Annotated in this window: 16 protein-coding genes; 9 read left to right on the plus strand and 7 right to left on the minus strand. The window is 44.0% G+C overall.

Annotated elements, in window-relative coordinates; all coding sequences use genetic code 11:
- The first annotated feature begins 12 nt into the window (after positions 1-12).
- The 5 genes from M9189_RS04050 to M9189_RS04070 are packed head-to-tail and all read left to right on the plus strand — an operon-like array spanning position 13 to position 4,957.
- Positions 13-648, plus strand: coding sequence for a 4Fe-4S dicluster domain-containing protein (locus tag M9189_RS04050; RefSeq protein WP_250724805.1), 636 nt, complete (start codon positions 13-15; stop codon positions 646-648).
- Positions 645-1,703 carry a heterodisulfide reductase-related iron-sulfur binding cluster gene (locus M9189_RS04055; RefSeq protein ID WP_250724807.1) on the plus strand — a complete coding sequence of 353 codons (1,059 nt, stop codon included), beginning with the start codon at positions 645-647 and terminating at the stop codon, positions 1,701-1,703. Before M9189_RS04050 ends, M9189_RS04055 begins: the two co-directional genes overlap by 4 nt.
- A gap of 22 nt (positions 1,704-1,725) precedes the next feature.
- Positions 1,726-2,799 carry an FAD-dependent oxidoreductase gene (locus tag M9189_RS04060; RefSeq protein ID WP_250724809.1) on the plus strand — a complete coding sequence of 358 codons (1,074 nt, stop codon included), beginning with the start codon at positions 1,726-1,728 and terminating at the stop codon, positions 2,797-2,799.
- Entirely contained in the window at positions 2,786-3,124 is a 339-nt protein-coding gene (locus M9189_RS04065) for a 4Fe-4S dicluster domain-containing protein (protein ID WP_250724811.1), read from the plus strand. Before M9189_RS04060 ends, M9189_RS04065 begins: the two co-directional genes overlap by 14 nt.
- Before the next feature lie 3 nt (positions 3,125-3,127).
- Complete coding sequence (locus tag M9189_RS04070) at positions 3,128-4,957, plus strand: (Fe-S)-binding protein (RefSeq protein ID WP_250724813.1); 1,830 nt, start codon at positions 3,128-3,130, stop codon at positions 4,955-4,957.
- Positions 4,958-5,081: 124 nt separating this feature from the next.
- Here the strand turns inward: M9189_RS04070 and M9189_RS04075 are convergent, their stop codons facing one another.
- From M9189_RS04075 to M9189_RS04085, 3 genes are all read right to left on the minus strand, one after another.
- Positions 5,082-7,472 (minus strand): TonB-dependent receptor, encoded by a 2,391-nt coding sequence (locus M9189_RS04075; protein WP_250724815.1) that lies wholly within the window; start codon positions 7,470-7,472, stop codon positions 5,082-5,084.
- 66 nt (positions 7,473-7,538) lie between these two features.
- Positions 7,539-9,869, minus strand: a complete 2,331-nt coding sequence (locus M9189_RS04080; protein WP_250724817.1) for an ABC transporter permease — start codon at positions 9,867-9,869, stop codon at positions 7,539-7,541.
- Between the two features lie 137 nt (positions 9,870-10,006).
- A complete protein-coding gene (locus M9189_RS04085) occupies positions 10,007-11,185 on the minus strand; it encodes a DUF418 domain-containing protein (protein WP_250724819.1) in 1,179 nt (392 codons plus the stop codon).
- Between the two features lie 253 nt (positions 11,186-11,438).
- Here M9189_RS04085 and M9189_RS04090 point away from each other — a divergent pair, with 253 nt between their 5' ends.
- The 4 genes from M9189_RS04090 to M9189_RS04105 all read left to right on the plus strand — a co-directional run bounded on the left by M9189_RS04090 (position 11,439) and on the right by M9189_RS04105 (position 15,788).
- On the plus strand, positions 11,439-13,094 hold the full coding sequence (locus M9189_RS04090; RefSeq protein WP_250724821.1) for a methyl-accepting chemotaxis protein: 1,656 nt from the start codon (positions 11,439-11,441) through the stop codon (positions 13,092-13,094).
- A 167-nt stretch (positions 13,095-13,261) separates the two neighbouring features.
- Positions 13,262-14,467: a serpin family protein gene (locus M9189_RS04095; RefSeq protein WP_250724823.1), complete on the plus strand. Its 1,206-nt coding sequence runs from the start codon at positions 13,262-13,264 to the stop codon at positions 14,465-14,467.
- A 280-nt stretch (positions 14,468-14,747) separates the two neighbouring features.
- Positions 14,748-15,029 carry a hypothetical protein gene (locus tag M9189_RS04100; RefSeq protein ID WP_250724824.1) on the plus strand — a complete coding sequence of 94 codons (282 nt, stop codon included), beginning with the start codon at positions 14,748-14,750 and terminating at the stop codon, positions 15,027-15,029.
- 177 nt (positions 15,030-15,206) lie between these two features.
- Entirely contained in the window at positions 15,207-15,788 is a 582-nt protein-coding gene (locus tag M9189_RS04105; RefSeq protein WP_250724826.1) for a HAMP domain-containing protein, read from the plus strand.
- Between the two features lie 61 nt (positions 15,789-15,849).
- On the opposite strand, the gene M9189_RS04110 is transcribed toward M9189_RS04105, so the two are convergent.
- The 4 genes from M9189_RS04110 to M9189_RS04125 form a co-directional block, all read right to left on the minus strand.
- On the minus strand, positions 15,850-16,665 hold the full coding sequence (locus M9189_RS04110) for a patatin-like phospholipase family protein (RefSeq protein ID WP_250724828.1): 816 nt from the start codon (positions 16,663-16,665) through the stop codon (positions 15,850-15,852).
- 71 nt (positions 16,666-16,736) lie between these two features.
- Entirely contained in the window at positions 16,737-18,026 is a 1,290-nt protein-coding gene (locus M9189_RS04115; protein ID WP_250724830.1) for a YeiH family protein, read from the minus strand.
- 92 nt (positions 18,027-18,118) lie between these two features.
- The gene (locus tag M9189_RS04120) at positions 18,119-18,874 is read right to left on the minus strand and encodes a LytR/AlgR family response regulator transcription factor (RefSeq protein ID WP_250724832.1); all 756 of its coding nucleotides are present in this window, start codon (positions 18,872-18,874) and stop codon (positions 18,119-18,121) included.
- Between the two features lie 2 nt (positions 18,875-18,876).
- Complete coding sequence (locus M9189_RS04125) at positions 18,877-19,905, minus strand: sensor histidine kinase (protein ID WP_250724834.1); 1,029 nt, start codon at positions 19,903-19,905, stop codon at positions 18,877-18,879.
- Between the last annotated feature and the right edge of the window lie 63 nt (positions 19,906-19,968).

Below are 19,968 nucleotides of genomic sequence, written 5' to 3' on the forward strand. Positions count from 1 at the left end.
AACCAAGGAATAATGTCCAACCTGCTTTTGCAACTACATGAAGATCTTCGCTTTAGAGAAGGCCTGTCAGCATGCATGAATTGTGGGGTATGTACTGCTCTGTGCCCTGCTGCATCATACTTCGAATATGATCCCAGACATATATGCCAGATCGTTCAGACCGGCGATGAAGCTGATCTGGAATCTTTGCTTAAAGGTGATGAGATATGGCAATGTGGTCAATGTCTGTCCTGTAAAGCTCGCTGTCCCCGTGGGAATGTCCCCGGCTACGTAATTCAGGCTCTCCGAAAGCTAAGTCAGCTGAAAGGCTTTTTTATGTATTCCGAGGAAGGACGCAAACAGTTGAGGATCAAACGTGCAATTGGACATAGCATACTAACTACAGGTTATTGTGTACACCCTCGTCTTGTAGATCCTGCCGTTCATCCGGAACAGGGACCTGTATGGGCCTGGGCCTTTGAGCATGGAGCTGAGTTGTACAAGCTGTGCGGTTCTGCTTTCTATGACGCTCAGGAAGGAGGCTTGCGTAAGATTCCACAGGATGTGCTTAATGAACTAGGGTCTATATTCTATGAGACCGGGGCTTTCAAGCTCTGGGAAGCTATTGAGGGAGAGGAAGTAAAAACCAAAAATAAACAGGAGAGATGAAATCTCTTTTATGGAAGGAATATCAAAAGGAGGTTCCTGATGACAAGTACTTCTTTGTCAGGAGCTGTATCCGGCAAACATTCTTCCCAGGAGCGGAAAGCTCCTTGTTGAGACTGTTACGTGAGGAGCTGAAGCTGAACATCTTCGAAGATAGCCGTCATACTACTTGCACAGGAATAGGCTATCATACCGATGTCGTGCCTTTTGAGACAACAATGACAGTTGTGGCACGTCAGCTAGCTCTGATGACCGATGCTGGGTACCGCAACCTTCTTGTATCATGTGTTACCTCCTTTGGCATCTACCTTGAGATGGTAGAGGTGTGGCATCATCACCCCGAGATGCTTGAAAGGACCAGGGAGGCACTTTGGAAGGCTACACGCAGGGAATTTGAAATTCCCGAATTCATAGTACACACTTCAGATCTGGTATATCACTTTCGTGAGGAATTTGCCTCTCGTGCGCCTTATCGGCTGGTAAACAAGGAAAGCGGCAAGCCGCTAAGGGTTGTTGACCATGTTGGCTGTCACTATGCCAAGATCTTTCCTGACAGAGGTTTTGGCGGGGCTGAGTTTCCCAGCGTATTATCCGGGTTGGTGGAGACATTCGGTGGTGAGAATGTAGATTATCCAGAGCGCAGACACTGTTGCGGCTTTGGTTTTCGTCACTACCTGCTTCAGGAAAACCGCGGCTACTCGGTATCCAATAGCCGTGTTAAGTTTGAGTCTATGGAGCCCTATGCTCCCGATCTGATAGTGACCAACTGTCCCGGTTGTAACATGTTCCTGGATCGTTGGCAGTACACTCTGGCAGAGATGAACGGTAAGACCTACGATGCCGATGGCAGGGGAATTCCTGTGCTTACTCACGAGGAACTGACAGCACTGATGATGGGTTATGACCCCTGGAAATTAGGTCTTCAGATGCATCAGGTGCAGCTTGAACCGCTGCTGGATAAGATTGGAGTAGTATATGAACCAGGGAAAAAATACAACCTGCTGTCAGGCCCGGTTAAAGGTCCTGAACTGCCTGAAGTGCTGAAAGTGATTCCATAGTTTCAGAAAAAGTATTGGTCAGATGAATATTCCGCAGGATAAAAAATACGATGTTGTCATCATTGGAGGGGGCTTCTCCGGACTTAGCACGGCAGTAGTTTTAGCTGAGAGGGGTATTAGTGTTGCCGTGTTTGAAAAGGATGAAAAGCCCGGTGGTCACCTTAGTAGGTGGCACCATCTGTTTCCACATGGACAGGAGGCTTCAGAACTGCTTGGTGAACTCTACAGCAAGGTTAAACACCTTGACATACCTGTATTTACGGGTAGAAAAATTACAGGTATACGTCTGCTGAGTGGGGTCAATATGTTGATGGATGGAGATGAGGTACTTGCTTATGCCATGGCTGTAGTATTGGCTGCTGGTTTCAGGCTCTTTGATGCCCAGCGTAAGGAAGAGTATGGCTATGGCTTGTATCCTTCAGTACTGACGGCTGCCGAGGTTGAAGCAGTCTTCCGTAAGGAACGGCCCTGGCCCTTTGATAGCTCATGTGAACAACCCCGTATTGCCTTTGTACACTGTGTGGGTTCCCGCGATCTTAAGTGCGGTGTGGCTCATTGCAGCAAGCTGTGCTGCATCACTGCCGTCAAACAAGCAATTGCCGTTAAGCAAGCCTTCCCAAAATCACAAGTTTGGTGCTTCTATATGGACCTCAGAATGCATGGTCTTGAATATGAAGAACTGTACCGCAGGGCTCAGGTAGAATATGGGGTACGCTTTATAAGAGGCCGCCTGTCTGAGGCTTCTCCGGGTCAGGGAGGTACTCTCCATGTGAAGGCCGAAGATACTTTACTTGGAAAACCCATACGGATGCAGCTTGACATGCTCGTGTTGATGGCAGGTATGGTACCTGCAGTTGACCTTCAACGGAGTATAGGAAAACTAGTACTGGAGGAACCCTCATTTGGTAGTGGTTTTATTTCTGTAACAGGCTACCCCTTATCAGTTCAGGTTGCCGGTCATCCCGGTATTTATGCTGTCGGAACATGCAAGGGGCCTGCAGTACTGCCCGAGGTAATGGCCGATGCCTGTGCTGTTGCAAGAGAAGTGGAGAATTATATAAAGTCAATAAAGGAACCACAATATGTCCAGGCCTGATTTTGGTTTTAGCTGGTCGGGAGCCAGGGCATTGGATCCCTCGCAGCCCCTTAGCTCTGAGGTGCAAAAGGTTCTGGATGGAGAACCTGGCCTATTGGATTGTATTTCCTGTGGGCAGTGTGCTGCTGTTTGCACTGCAGGTGCCTATACCTCCATGTCTTTTTACAGGGTCGTACTGCACTTGTTGAGAGGTGAGACCAAGGAGGCATCCATGATGTCACATGGATGCATGCTTTGCGGGAAGTGTCGCATGACCTGTCCCCGAGGAGTTAATATACACAATGCCGTGATGCTGATATCGGCACTTATGCATACAAAGGCTTAAGCTATGGAAAGATCAGCAGTGTTCGTAATTCCCTTTATGGCAGGGTTTGTATTTGCCCTGACGGTCCTTGCCGTGCGTTATTTGTGGTGGCTACGGGGACTGAGGAAGCAGGCCCCGGGTAAACTGCCGGCGGTTCTCTTTTCCCATAAGACCCTCAGTGCCATAAATGAGATATTCAATGAGGCAATCCTTCATCGTCGCATTTTAAAGCGAAACAGGCGCATGGGCTTTATGCATATGAGCCTTGCCGTTGGTTGGGGTATGATGATACTTGGTGGTAAGTTTGAAACCTGGTTTCATACCGGACGTTTTTTCCATGATACATGGTATGCAGTATTCTTCAGATATTTCGAACCCCAGGTAGTGGGTGGGCTTGCAGGAGCTTTCTGGTTACATTATATGGATTTGGGGCTACTGGTGGTTTTATCGGGCGTCACACTTGCAGTAATCAAGCGGATAAAGAAAAAAGTTCTCGGCATCAAGAATACTACCAGGCATAGTAGGGTAAATCGTTTGGCGCTGACCTTCCTTTGGCTGGTCTTCCCGCTGCGTCTGCTTGCGGAGGCTGTGACTTTCGGGCAGTATGGAGGTGGAGGCTTTCTGACAGGCACGTTGGGCAAACTGTGTTTTACAAGTCCTATGTGTGCAGTTGTCGAACTGCCACTATGGTGGGCCTATTCACTTGTGCTTGGTGCCTTCTTTGTCGTTCTGCCCTTCTCGCGCTATCTGCATATTCCAACAGAGATGGTGCTGATATTGCTCCGTCACTGGGGTTTGAGGGCATCTACAGAATTGAAGCCGGAGGAAGGATTGCAAGCCTTTGAAGTGCACGCCTGTTCTGCATGTGGAATGTGTCTTGATGTTTGCCCGGCAATTGGGCAACAGCCTTTCCAGGCTGCCTATTTTATGCAGGCAATAAGAAGTGGTAAGGGCTGGGAAAAGATGGCTACCGATTGCCTTAGCTGTGGTGCCTGTGAGAATGCCTGTCCTGTAAATATTGGAATAGAGAATATGCGTGTTGCGGCCCGTGGCAAGGTTCATCAGGATTATATGGCAAAACATGACTATCTGCCAACACTAAGTACCAGAGAGAGAAGGAGTGCCAATATACTGCTGTTTACCGGCTGTATGGGACGTCTTAAACCAGGTATTACAGAGGCTGTGAAGCAACTGCTTGAGGAAGCAGGGCTTAGCTGGGTGCATCTGGATGAAAAGGATAGCATATGCTGTGGTCGTCCTATGGCTTTGGCTGGCAGGACTGATCAGGCTGCTACAATGAGGGCTGCAAATGAAGCTCTGATAGGCAGTTATAGAGCCGGTATGCTCGTTACAACCTGTCCCATTTGCCTGAATCAGTTCCGCAATGAGTACAAACTCAATATTCCTGTAGTTCATCATAGTGTATTACTATGGCAACTTATGAGTGAAGGCAGGATAAAGACAGAGAGGGGTCTTGAGTGCTTCAGTTACCATGATCCTTGCGAGCTTGGGAGAAAGGGCGGGCACTACAATGAACCTCGTGAGCTTCTTTCTGCATGTGGTAACTTACTACCTGTTGACAGGGAAAAGTCTGAATCACTGTGCTGCGGGAATACACCCGGTTCCCTTTCCCTGTCACTAAAGGATCGTCAGAATATAACAGCAGCTACGCTCAAAGTACTTGAGGCTCCGCATCCCGACAAGATAGTAACTGCATGCCCCTTGTGTCAGCACAACCTGTCACGTCAGAGCAAGGTTCCTGTTAAGGACATAGCCGAGGTGCTGGCAGGTGTCCTGATTTCCACGAGTACACAGGCTCATTATTCCCACGAAGCCGAGACTATTGAAGCCTGAGCAGAAGGGCAATTAATATAAAACAAGGCATCTCCAATTAGGGAGTGCCTTGCTAAATAAAGACATGGAACCCCTTGCAATGAGGGTTACAGCAATAGAGCCTGCCTGAATAGCATAAAAGTAACTAGAACTCCACAATTATACCAATTGAAGGTAATACTGTTCCAGTAGATGTCTGCAACTCCTTAAGCACGTAACGTTCGGGATTTGTGCCCTGAAGCAGGGGTTGGTCATTTGCATCCCTTTGTTGCAGCAGGCGAGGAGCATTTTTGCTCTGGAAATTGTACAGGTTTTGAATATCCAGGTAAAACGCCAATGAGACCTTATCAAAATAATAGCTTCTGTCAATCCTCACGTCAAGCTGATGGAAGGGCTCGAGCCTTTCCGAGTTAAACCTTGAGTAGTCGAGATATTCCCTACCTTTAAGATCCCATGCTTCTTTCAGTTCCGACTGCTCAATATCCAGTGGGGTATAGGGCAGTGCTCCGGCATATCTCCACTTAAAGCCTGCGTCCCAGTTCCTGTTAAAAGACTTGGTCAGAGTGAAGGTGAGCAGATGGTCATTATCCCATGAGGATGGCAGCATACGGCCGTTAATATCGCTAAAACGGCTTGTAACACGGGTGTATGACAACAGGTAGTTAAGTCCTCCAGCAGAGCGCTTTTGCAGCAATAATTCAAAACCCCGGCTATAGCCGCTTCCAACTGGAACGACTTCCTCATCACCAGTAACACCATAGTCAGCTCCCTTGGATGCAAGAGATATACCATCAATGACGGCAACAGGATAGTTGTCGTATTCCTTATAAAAATACTCAATGCTTGCACGGACAGTCGGTGATACCTTCCATTCCAGTCCGCCGACCAGGTGGTCGGCCTGTATATATTTCAAGCCATTACCACGATTGACAGTAACATCATTGCTATCCCTGAAACCAAGAGTGGTATAGGAAGGCAACTGGAAAAAACGGCCTGCTGATCCGTTGATTGTTAATGATGGGAGTAAGGTGTAGCTAGCAGAGACACGGGGACTAAACTGATCCAGAGGGTTGTTCATATAGGAACTGTAATTGTTGGCATCAGCCCTTAAACCCGCTGAAACCGACATGTGGTCGTTCAGAAGTCGCCTTGAGACAGAAGCAAAGAAAGCCCATTTCACCATCTCAAGCCTTGAGTCGTAATCTATTTGTAGCAGACTGCCCTCCCTGAAGATATAAGCAAGAGTATTGTTGGTATAGACCGCATATTCAGTTCCAGCACCGGCATTGAGAGTCCATTTACCCGGATTTGCAAAGTACTCAAAGCGCAGTTTGTTTTCAATCTCATTCGACTTATAGTCAGTAATCAGTTTGTCAGGACTTGTGTTGTCATTGTCGCGGTATTTGTAAATCGTGTTGTACAGGTGTGAGCGGCTAAGCACCAGTTGGGTATAACTTTCATTAAAGAAATGCTTGTATGACGCACCAACTGTGTAGTTCCACTGCTCAAATGCCGGCAGGTAACTAAGGATATATTTGTTTTCCTCAGTTGGTTTCAGTCCTGTGTTTAGAGCAAACTCATCAATAGCCCCAACGCCGATAAAAGTAATCTCATTGCGCTGGTCTATCTTGGTTCGGTTCATCACCTGAAAATCATTGTACGTCGGCAGGAAAGGAAGCCCAATCATGTCGAACAGGAATTTCAGATATGAGCGTCTTGCCGAGACCAGAGTAGCACTGTTTTCGCTAAATGGCAGGTTGGCCGAAAAAGAAAGTTCAGAAGCACCCAATGTTGCTTTGAAGCCTGCATCATCAGGATTGGGGGCTATCTGGCGGAATTCGAATACCGAACTCAATGCATTCCCGCGTGAGGCCGGGAATGCCCCTGAGTAAAACTCAACCTCACGGATAAAGTCAACATTTAGCATACTGATTGCACCGCCTGAGGCTCCCTGAGTGGAGAAGTGGTTGAGCACTGGGATCTCTATTCCGTCAAGGAAAAAGCGATTTTCAGCAGGGCCCCCACCTCTTACCACAAGGTCATTCCTGAATGATGAGCCATTGCTAACCCCCGGAAAGCTCTGCAATACCTTTGACAGGTCTCTTGCGCTACCGGCACCTTTCTCAATAATGTCAATACCGATACGCTGCATTGATAGCGGACTTTCAATCTTGGTCTCAAAAGGATCTGCTGTTATCGTGACCTCCCCTAGTTCTGTGGAGGAGGGGGTAAGTGTAATTTCATAATAGGCAGGACGAACGGCTGGAATCATTATCTCCTCTGTGATAAGCGGAGCATAACCCATATAAGATACCTGAAGTCGGACGAAGCCCGGCTTCAGGTTCCTGAATTCATAGCGTCCGTTGGTATCACTTGTGGTTCCAGTTGTAGTTTCAAACAGAACAATACTTGCACCCGGCAATGATTCATTGCTGTATGCGTCCTTTACAATACCCGTTAGAGTGCCGGTCTGGCTAAATGCACTTATTACCGATGGTATGGAGATAAAAAGTAAGGCAATTGTTCGCCTGATCATTTTGTTATAGTTTTAGTTCAAAAGGTCAAACAAACAACTACCTGGAAAGTTGGGTGCCTTGCTTATTTATTCGCTTCTCAGTGCATCGACAGGATTCTTGGTTGCTGCGTTACTGATATGCAGCAGTACTGTAGCACATGCTACAAGCATAACAGCAAGCGTTGCCTGAATAAATATAAGAATATCTATATCAATTCTTTTAGCATAGTTTTGCAGCCAGTAGCCCATCAAGCTCCATGCAAGAGGAGTTGCAATCAATGCAGCCACGAGACCTGCAGTTAATAAGGGACTCAGCATTCTGCTGACAATCGACAGGTTTTCCTCGCCAAGTGATTTTCTGATTCCAATTTCCTTTGTCTTTTTTTCAGCCATATACATAATCATTCCCGTTAGTCCCAGCGCCAGAACAAGAATCGAGAAGAGGGTAAACAGGGAAATTAGCTTTTGCAAGTTGTTCTCAGGTTCTAGCATTTGGGTAAAATCATCCTCAAGGAAGGTCAGTTCGTTGATAAATGCCGGTTCCATTGCGTCAAGCTTTTTCCGGATATAAGTCAGTGTTTCATCTACATCTTGTGGAGCAATCTTAACAGCCATGAAGTTTTGTCCCCAACCGCCATCTGGCAAAAATACAGCAATTGGTTGGGTGGCACCACCAAGGCTGTTTATATTTATATCCTCGAATACCCCTGCAATCTGATAGTCGTTACCCCAGGCGGATAAGGTCTTTCCGGTAAAATGGCTCCATCCAATTAACTGAGCAAAACAGCGATTGATTACCACACTATGGGTTTGTCCTTCCTGAAGGAAACTACCTTCGCTCATGTGTAATTGTAATGTTTTTACAAGATCTGGATCTCCGTTCCAGTTGAATACAAGAGGGTCGAAGTCCAGGGGTTTGTTTTCCCATTGCCATCCCTGTCCGTTGTTTCCCATTGCACTTGGGGGATGCGAGATGGTACTTGCAGAGACTATATTTGGGTTTGTCAACAGCATATTCTTAATAGCATTAGGCTGTTGCTTCATATTGCCGTTGAGCCTGAAATAAACTACCCTTTCCTTTTCAAAGCCCAGGTCCAGGTTTTGAAGATACCTGATCTGCTTGTTAATAATAAGTGTAGCGCTAAGCAGGGCTATAGAACTAATGAAAACAGATATCACAAGGGCGTTGCGGAACAAGCCTCCATTACGTACCTGACTAAAAGCGCCTCTGATAGACTGCACCGGGGAATAACGAGACAACACCACAGCCGGATAAACTCCAGACAGGCCAATTGTAATCAGCAATACCACGATGAAGGCTTTTATAACCTGTGCATTGGCAAGCGTTTCGAGGTTTATGTCTTTGTTGATAAGTTGGTTAAAAAACGGCAGTCCCATGGCGGTTATAAGTACTGCTGCTACAAAAGCTATTATGCAAACAATACTTACTTCCGAATAGATAAACTTAACAACATCCAGACGGGTAGCTCCAAGACTCTTTCTGATACCGTTCTCTCTGATTTGTTTCAGGGATCGCGCCGTGATAAGATTGATAAAGTTGAGTATTGCTGTGCAGAGAATAAGAATCCCTATTAATGTGAAAATGCCAATATTTTTGACATTCCCCCTTTTATATAGGTACAGATCCTGAAACATGTAGGCTCCAAGATGATTGTTGGTTTCAGGAATAACCTCCTGTATTCTGTTTCTTACCCCCTTTGCAATTTCAGGAAAAGCAGCCGGGTCGTTAAGTAGTCCGGCAGTTAAAAAAGAATTATTCCACCATGTATTAAGGTAATTGGGAGAATCGACAATTTGAGGAAGCAACTCCAAAGTCACCATACCGTCAAATATCAAAGAAGAATTCCGGGGTACATCTTTAATGACACCTACGACCATCAGGTCGTAGCTATTATCAAACCTAAGAATCTCTCCAAGTGGGTCTTTTTCGCCAAACAGACTGCGGGCAGTCGTTTCGTTTATTATTATCTGGTACGGTGTTTTTTCAGTATCAAGGGGACCGGCAACAAATTCAAATGTAAAAATATCGAACATACTGAAATCACAGAACCCAATTCTGGGCGTGATTTTCTTGTCCCTATAATTAAGCAGCCATGTTGAGTATGCAGGAATAATCCTTGCAGTTTCCAATACCTGAGGGTATTCAGCCTTCAGGGCACCAGCTACAGCCGGAGGTGCACCATCGAATGGCACCTCGGAATCCGCTTCTGCAATACAAGCATGGGTAATAAATATTCTGTCAATATTCTTGTGGAAACGGTCAAAACTGGCTTCATCATGTATCCAGAGAAAAATGAACATGACACAGGCAAGTCCTGTTGCCAGTCCGGCAATCCCTAAATAATTGGGCAACTTTTCTTTATTCAGTCTCCTGAGTATGTAGATGATTGTCTTCATAGTTTGCTTTTACTGCAAACCTTATGTCTAATAGCGTGCCAATCGGGTTAATATGCACAATATCAGAAGAATAAAGAAAGGCGGTCCCTTGTATTGTAAAGAAAAATAACAGTGTCTGTTCAATTATATTACAAGCCCTAATCTTTCTTTCCAAGCCAGGTTAGCTTATGCCAGATGGATTCAAGTGGGCCTCTCTTGTGAGTCTTAAACCACCAAGTACTATACCCTATCTGTAATGCAGCGAGCAGGATACCTATCAGGAGACATTCAGAATAACCCGCATACTTGTACATTGAAAGTCCCATATTATAATAGATAAACGATCCTATTATCGACTGAATCAGATAGTTGCTCAGACTCATCCGGCCAACTGGCGAAAGCACATTGAGCCATTTGAATGCCCGGGTTTTATAAAACAGTAGTATGAAACCGCTTACCCATACAAACATTAGCGCTAAGTTGGACCATAATCTGATCACATTAGAAAGCATACCTGAGACGCTTTCGTATTTACAGAATATATCAGTGTGAGATTGCAGTATATACAAGGGTAGAAAAGCAATGGCAGAAATGATAAGTACCTTCTTCCATGTCTTTATCGAACTCTCACTCTCCATCAGCAGGGCCTTGCGTCCAAGCCAGAATCCCAGAAGGAATAGTCCAAGACTTTGATCCACACGTCCGTTCTCCCAGCACCAAAGGATTGTTGCAATACGTCCGTTTGTGATATTACTCTTCATAATCTCGAACATATTACCCTCAGTGAAGACATTTCCTACCCTGGCGTACCATTCCATATATACCGGCTCTCCAAGCGGTAGTTCGGGATGTTGTATTGCAATAATAAGTCGAATCCAGTAAAGAGGCTGAAGCAGGAAGAAAACAGCTGAAACAAACAGAGCCTTATTACTAAGTCTGGCAAAGGGAAGAATAAAGAGAGCAACCAAAGCATAGAAAACCAGAATCTCTCCCTGGTAAAACAAGGTGTTGAAAAGTCCGAAAAGCAGGAGCCAGAACATCCTAAGGATGAATCTCGGGCGGAAATCCTTTCCAATCTTTTCCTGGTTGTGAGATTGTATAAAGAAGGTTACACCAAAAAGCAAGGCAAATATTGCATAGGACTTCCCTCCAAACATAAAGAACATGCTATCCCATATAATACTGTCAAGGCTGTTCAGCCAGTCGGGCTGAACAGGCAGGTATCCATATATCTCAAACCTCTCCACATTATGAAGTAACATTATAGAGATTAGCGCAAAACCACGAAGGGCATCAAGGACTGTTATACGTTTTTTAACAATAGGCTCTGTTGTCATATCAAAGTAGTATTAATCGTGATCTAATTTAGAATGAGTCAAATTTGACGAACCTATCAAATAATATGACGAACGTCATTATGGATCAATAATGTATAGACTGATGTAAAAATGCATTTTTCCCTTGAGGAATGCAAATCACAGTGGGTTTATAGGATAGTGTTTTTACTGTTATTTTAATTGTTTTTATACAACTTGACGGCCTTTTTTCTGGTTAAAGTGGCTATTTCAAACATAGTTCAAACTTTAATATATGAAGTTCAGATTTAGGGATCTTAAGATCGGGGTTAGAATTGCACTTTTGACCAGTGCTTCCATGACTGTGATTATGATCGTAAGTGGTGTCATAATGTATACGATGCAGTACAGGAACATAATGAAGGATGTAGAAGACTTTATGACTGATGAGGTCACCAATCTCAAGGAGATCATTAATATGCAAATTGATGAGCGTGAGATTAGGGTGGAGACAGGTCTAAATGTTGCATGGGAGATGTTTAGAGGTTATCAGGGACAGCTTAACCACAGGAGAGGTGAGAAGATTCAGGTGGAAGCAACCAATCAGGTCACAGGAGAAAAGGAGAAGGTAACCATTGACTTATTGAGACTAGGGGACACGCCCATTTATGGAGATGTAGAGCTTGTCGAGAAAATGAAGGAGCTTGGTCGGGTCGATGTTACTTTATTCCAGAGGATTGACAAGGGTTTTCTAAGGCTTGTAACAACTCTTACAAATGAGCAGGGAGGAAGTCTACAAAATAGTTATATTCCGATTGAAGAAGAACATGCTCAGGCAATTGCCAGGGGAGAGGAAGTGTATAAGAGGCTCCAAATTGGTGAAAGATGGTACCTTACAGCTTTTAGACCTATAGTATTTAATGGCGAGGTAGTCGGAGCCGTTTTTGTGGGTGTGTATGAGAAAGATATTGCAGGAATTAAGGAAATGTTCGGCCACAAAGTATATTATGAGAGTGGTTACCCATTTCTGGTTGACGCAACAGGAGAGATGATTATACACCCTACAATGGAAGGTCAAAACATAGGCGAAGTCACAGCCTTCAGGAAGGTCCTTGACAGTAAGGAAGCTATGGGTAAAATTAATCATCCGTGGGATGGCGTGATGAAGATTCACTATTACGGCTATATACCTAAGACAGATTCCTATGTCGTGGTATCAGTTCCAGAGGATGATGTCCTTGATGGTATTAATCACCTCCGCAACGCTATCTTGTTGAGTACTATTTTTGCAATTATGGCAATAGTACTAATCAATATCCTTCTTACAAGGTCGTTGGCCAAAGATATAAGTATGGCTGTTGATTTCACAACGCGAGTTGCTTCCGGTGACCTAAATGCAAGACTTACCGAAAGGATGTCTGAATCAGCGCGGGATAGTATGTACAAGATGTCTGAGGCAGGTCGCAGGAGTTCTGAGTCTATCAGGGACATCATTGACAGAATATCAATTATTAACGAGATAGCATTCCAGACCAATATACTTGCACTTAATGCTTCAGTAGAAGCTGCTCGTGCTGGCGTTCACGGAAGAGGCTTTGCAGTAGTAGCTGCAGAGGTTCGCAAGCTTGCCGAGCGTTCCAAGACTGCTGCCGATGAAATCGCACTTCTGTCAAGAACTAGTCTTGAAGTAACAGAAGAAACCGATAAGCTGATTAAGGAAATGGTACCAGAGATACTCAAGACTAGCGAACTTGTAAAAGAAATCGCAGCATCCAGCGGCGAGCAGGCTGCCGGAGTAGAGCAGGTCAATAATGCAGTCAATGAGCTCAATAATGTGATCCAAAGTAATGCTGCATCATCCGAGGAACTTGCCACAAGTTCTGAAGAACTTGCAGGACAATCTGAACAGCTGAAGGCTATGATCTCATACTTCAGAATTGACGAAGAATAAATAAGGATTCAACGTGTGCTTAATATTGGGTGCCCCGAACGCAGGGTGCCCTTTTTTGTTTTTGTCGTTATGACTTTCAATGGGGTACCTGAATTTTCATGCTTTTGCAGGCAACCTTATCTGCAATGCGGCATCTTCCCTTTATAAACCCAAACAAATCTTATATCATGAGAACTATAACAGCATTATCTATGTTTTTGGTGCTTTCTGCATCTTCGTGTGAGAAGAATCTGGAACAGCCTGTACACATTAAGCCCACAATTGAAATGAAAGCCTCTGAGGTGGTTGAACAGACCCTTCCCTTCTCCTGGGATTTGTTTAAGGAGGTCAATAGGACCAGTAACCCTGGAAGCAACGTTGTAATCTCACCATTCAGTGTGGCTCAGGCCTTTGGAATGGTTATCAATGGAGCCTCAGACAAGAATCTTGAGGAGATGCTTTCGGTCTTTGGGTTCAAAGATGCTGAAGGGTTGAACGAGGCCTACAGTAATATCCGTGAATTCCTTATGTATGCGGATCCAAATGTACAGCTGGATATCCCCAACTCAGTGTGGTATCACAAGGACTTCGATGTATATGACAGCTTTCTGCAACTTGTTAAGCATTACTATGATGCTGAGATAGATAAACTGGATTTCAGACAGGAGGAAGCTGCTAAGGAAGTAATGAATGCCTGGGTAAATGACGCGACCAAAGGTAAGATAAGCAGCATTATTAATAGTATTCCTGAGGAGGCCGTTATGTACCTTATCAATGCTGTGTATTTTAAAGGAGAATGGACTAACCCCTTCAATGAGAACCTGACTACGGATGCCCCATTTTTTGCATCTTCAGGTGAAATGCGGGTGAAGATGATGAAGGATATGGGACCTTACCTTTCAGTTTTTGAAAAGGATTATTCTGCAGTTAACCTGCCCTACGGTGACGAAACCTTCAGCATGACTGTAATACTGCCTGGTAAAGGAAAGTCAGTTGATGCATTGGTTAATAATATGAGTAAGGTCTGGAGCAATATCAACACCAAACTAACATCCAGACAGGTAGCCGTTGAACTGCCCAGAATTAAAATAGAGGCAGGGTATAGTCTAGATAGGCAGTTGCAAGAGCTTGGAATAAAACAGGCCTTTTTGGATGGTTTTAATTTTCCTGGAATTGCTAATGAAAAGCTTAGGATTTCTAATGTGATTCACAAAACCTTTATAGAGGTTAATGAGAAGGGTACAGAAGCTGCAGCCGTAACCGGAATCGAGCTGTCAGTAACCAGTGTGCCAGATTATCAGGAGTTTAGGGTCAACCGCCCCTTTGTATTTGTAATATCTGAAAAGAGTACCGGCGCAATACTCTTTGCAGGAAAAGTCGAAAAACCTGTTTGATTATTTGTGATTCGACCAAAAAGGTCGTAAATTCGACAACTTGATCATTCTATCAATCCACTATTCCCCTAAGTCATATTGTATAGATAGGACTTAGGGGTCTATTATGTTAAATTACATTCTTAAGATCCCTTTAATTAGAAAGTGAGTGATTATTAAATAATCATACATAAAGAATATTATTTATCAAAAAATCTCTTCCTTTTTCATAACTTTTCAGCTCCATTCTTGTAAAAACTGGCATTTTGTTCACAGTTCATCAAACAAATAATGCCATTTTATGAGGAAGAGAAGATTCAAAGACTTGAGCATCGCAATTCGGATAGGATTGCTTACCAGTGGATCGATGGTACTACTATTAATTGCCGGGGGGATTTATTTATACAGAGTTCAGACAGGAAGTCTACAGAGGTATTCAGACAGGTTACTTTCAGAAGAAGCCCACAGCCTTAATCAGGTAATTGAAATGCAGATCAGGGAAAGGCAGGTTCGTTTGAGAACCGGACTTGATTTAACTTTGGAACTGCTTTATAGTTTTGGGGAGATCACATTTGGAAAATAGCAGGCAGGTTACGGCTATTGATTATTTTACGGGGGAGAATACCATTGTAGATGTAAAGCAATGGAAGCTAGGAAGGGAGCAGCTTTGTAACAACAATGAGATGGCAGACAGGATTTCAGCCCTGGGAGGTATACAAGTATCATTGTTTTCGTACTCCTTTCAATAATATTGGTTCTTGTGATTAACTATTTCGTCACCAAGTCCATTTATAATGGAATTGCAAGGACAATCAGTTATACACGTGAGATTGCAGAAGGAAATCTGAATGCCTGCATAGATATGGATCAGGAGGATGAGATTGGTACCTTGACAAAGGCTATTGAGGCGATGGTAAGCAAGTTGCGTGAGGTAGTAAGGAGTATCGGCATGGGCTCCGATGAGATTGCTGCAGCTAGTCAGCAGGTAAGTGCCGGTTCGCTTCAAATATCCAAAGGAGCCAACGAGCAGGCAGTATCGGCAGAGGAGATTGCCGGCATTTCAAGAAGTACTATTGCAGCAACAGCTGAGACCGATAAGATATTGCATGAGCTGATACCTGATGTTATTAAAACAATAGACCTTGTAAAGGAAATAGCTGCAGCAAGTTCAGAGCAAAAGGCGGGTGTTGAGCAGGTCAATAATGCAATACATTTGCTCAATAACATTATACAGGAGAATGCGGCTTCTGCAGAAGAGCTTGCCACAGGTGCTGAAGAACTGGCCAATCAGTCTGATCAGCTCAGATTAATGATATCATATTTCAGACATGAAATGGAATAGTATAGCAGAAAGTACCTGAGAGACTGCAGAAAGTGCCTGGAGCAAATACGGATCGACTCTTTTACTGTCTTTGAAGGGCCTGAGATGGTTTTTCCTGCGCAAGCCTCTGCTTTGCGTAGCTATATCCCACGTCAATAATAGCTGCTGCCTTGTCGTAGTCCCAGAAAGAGAAATTCTTTAGTTCCGGTGGATCAATGAGGTAGTCACACATGGCCATTGCAGCCCTGACATTTTCACCTATACTTAAACTGAAGGCTCTGCCCGCAATATCCAGTATACCGTTGAAAGAATCCTCTTCCCCGATGTAGTTGACATGTACACCTATCAAGGTCTTGCATAGGTCTCTGATGGCATCAGCCGGGAGGTTGTCGTATAGTCCACCGTCAATGTAAGTGGTCCCGTTGATGATCTGTGGTGCAAAGATTATGGGCACTGCACACGAGGCCATGACAAACTCGAAAAGCGGGCCCTCGCTGACTATCTCTTTTTGTCCCTTGTTGATGTTGGAGACGGCCAGGCAGAAAGGCTTTTTGAGAACTGAGAAGTCATCGGCAGGGATGTACTTTTCAAGAATCTTACGGAGTTCGCTAACCTTGAAGAACCCGTGCTTGCCCCAGGCCGGGCGTACCAGTTTGAGTATGGGCTCCTTGATTACGATTTCACGTATCTCATCAGGCTTAAGTCCGGCAGCATACAACACCCCGATAAGCGAGCCCATACTGGTCCCGGATATTATCTCAGGTTCAATACCTTCCTCTTCCAGTGCCTTGAGCACACCGATATGGGCAAAACCCCTTGCACTGCCTCCGCTAAGGGCAATACCGAATTCAAGAGGTTCGGCCTCTTCCTTTCTTTTAAACCAGTCCAGTATACCCATGTTTTTTCTTTTGAAGATAAAAAAAAAGGAGCATAGGCAGATGCTCCTTTTTAATATCATAGATAGTTCGATTATGCAGCTATAATTCCAAAGATTACATAAGCAACTACGAGGGTCAGGATAATATTGAATCCTTGTGCAGCCAGGAAGGCATAAACCGGACCTTTATTATCAGCCGCCTTGAAGTCAGAAAACCTGGTTTCAAGACCAATGCTAATAAAGGCAAGAGCAAACCAGAAGTTACAGAATGACTTTAGTAGAGAACCTGATGATTTGGTTAATTCAGGACTCAATATGAATGAATAAAATAGAGATACAAGCATAAAGCCGAGTACGAACTTTGGGAAACGTTCCCATAGGATTGAAAGAGAAACTCTTTCGCGTTTTTCACCCCTCTTGTTGCGATAAGCCCAGAAAATAGATATTGCAAAAGCTGCAACACCGAGTAGTACGTTTTGCGAGAACTTAATGATGGTAGCATATTTCAGACCATCTTCACCTGCGATAGTACCGGCACCAACCACAGCACCTGTTGTGTCGATGGTACCACCAAGCCATGCTCCGGTAACTGCTTCAGACAGTCCAATCCACTTGGCAATAATTGGCATAAATATCATCATAGGGATGGCAACGATAAGTACTAGAGAAACTACCATTGAGAGTTTCTTTTTGTCACCGTTGATAGCTCCGGCTGTTGCAATTGCTGCTGACACACCACAAATTGAAACGGCACTTGCAAGCATTGTTGCATACTCGTCGTCAACCTTAAGTTTTTTAGCAATCCAGAAAGCAAAATACCATACACCGAAAACAACTACAACAGCCTGCAATATTCCATAACCACCTGCAGTAAGGATATCACCAAAGAGAATGGTAGCACCCAGGAGAACCAGACCAATCTTAACATACAGTTCGGTATTCAAAGCTGAACGCAACCATTCAGGCAGGTTAAACAGATTACTAATCAACAAACCGATTACCAGTGAGAAGAGTACTGTTTCCAGCCCAAAGTTCTTAAAGCCCGTAAAAGAAGATACTATCTGGGCAATCAGTGTAAGTACGAATATCGCCAGGAAGCCCCAGAAATAATTCTTGAGAGATTTGCCGCTCAGGATCAATCCGATAACAGAGATTACCAGGAATAGACCAAAAGTGGCTGATGTGGCATTGGCTTGCTTGCTTGAAAACAAACCATCCAACAAAGTGTTAAAATCCCCCCAACCGGCCTTTCCTGCAAAGGATGGGGTCTGAATATTGTAGCTGGCCAACAGAATAAGAGCGATGATTAGAAATCCTGCAACAACCGAAGCCCAGTCTTCGCCAATAACCCAGGCCGGTTTTCTGGTAGCATTGTTACTCATAAGTCTAGTTTTATGTTTTTATTAAAAACAAAAATAGTCCTAGACTTTTAATTAAAAAGGGGTGTAAATGCGTATTATTTTTTTAGTAGGAATTATAAGTGCTTACGCCCTGCAAAGTACTCGAGAAGCACTGGTCGCATGGCTTTGCTAACTATAATAGTATTGTCACCGACCATTACCTGATTGCCATCTATCTCTTTTATCTTGTCCAGAGCTACTATATAGGATTTATGTATCCGCATAAATCTGTCAGCAGGAAGTTCGCTTTCCAGATTACGCAATGAGAACAATCCCATCAGCTTTCCTTCAGCCGTGTGAAAGGTAACATATTCAAGGGCTCCCTCAATATAGTAAATATCGTCGTAGTGCAGTTTGACTATCTTTCGGTCTGATCGTACTATTATAAAATCCTTTTCCTTTTGCGGTTCCGGCAGTGCATGATCTTCATTTGGCAAGGATTCCAGTCTTTTGCGAAGTGTAAGCAGGGTTGTGATTTTGTTGACAGCCTTTACAAAACGCGGGAAAGAAACAGGCTTCAGCAGGTATTCAGTAGCATTGACCTCAAAGCCCTGCACTGCATATTGCGGGTATGCAGTAACAAATACAATAACGGGGTCTGAAGGAGATGACATATTCCTGATAAAGTCCATTCCCGACATATCAGGCATTTCTATATCCGTGAATATCACATCTATCTCGCCGCTTGCAATAGTATCAATTGCAGCCATGGGGGAGTCGAAGGTATTGACAAGGGTGAACTGCGGAATCTTTGAAATATAGTCGGCCAGGAGCTTCCTTGCGAGAAACTCATCATCGATTACTATGCATTTGTATTTGTTCTGAATCATAGTTATTTATACAGTTCAAGTACCACCTTGTGGTAGTTTTCCGAACTGGCAATCTCAAGCTGATGCCTGTCTGGGTACATAAGAGCAAGCCTACTCTTTGCATTCTCAATACCTATTCCGCCAGACCTGGCTGTATTGCTGCCCAGAGGCAGCAATACTTCAGGGACACTATTTTCCACACTAAAATAAAACTTTGTGGGGTTTTGCCACAGATAAATCTTCACGAATCCATTGCGGTCCTTTTCTATTTTGCTGTGTTTAAAAGCATTTTCGACAAAGCCCACAAGCAGCATAGGAGCTATCTGGTAGTTGTCTTCGAAAGGACCCAGGTTGAACTCGATATCCTGCCTCTCTTCAGTCTTAAGTTGCTGAAATTCAAGAAAGCTGGATATGTAGTCGATTTCCTTGTATAGTGAGATATAGTCGGATTCGCAGTCGTAAAGGACGTAGCGTAGCATATCCGACAGCATGGTTATCTTCTCGGGTGTTGAACTATCACCCGTGTATGCCATGGAATAGATATTGTTGAGGGCATTAAAGAGGAAGTGGGGATTGATCTGGGTCTTGAGAAATTTGAGTTCGCTTTCAGCCTTTTCCCTTTTGAGAGCCTCTATTTCAAGATTGATTTTTTCCTGTCTTCCGATAAGGTAGGTGGTGATACTGGCCCAGAAGGCAACCACAGAAAATATAAATGAGAATATAGCGGACTTCCATATGGCTGATTCGAATACAACATATTCCGGGAGTATTTCATTGTAGAGTAATTCGAAGAGAGCACCTGCCGAGGATAGAATCAGGATCAGAATGGAAGCATAAAAGCGGTATTTCCTGTAATCTCTGTCGTAATATTTAGGCAGAAGTATTTTTAGATTGATATAATAGGCTGTAAATTGCAGCGATGTGGCAGTCAGGGCCTGATAGAGACCCCTGATATAGTTGAATTGAGCTCCTATTGAAAAATAGAACAGGAACAGAAAGATCCAGATTGCATAGGCAGCTAGGACTTTTAGTATCGATTTTAGTGAGAACATATATCAATTTAACCTTTAATTCTGAGATTTCGGTGGCAAAATTAGTCCATCAATTCTGAAGTT

This window comes from Xiashengella succiniciproducens (assembly GCF_023674465.1).
Classification (GTDB): Bacteria; Bacteroidota; Bacteroidia; order Bacteroidales; family Marinilabiliaceae; genus Geofilum; species Geofilum succiniciproducens.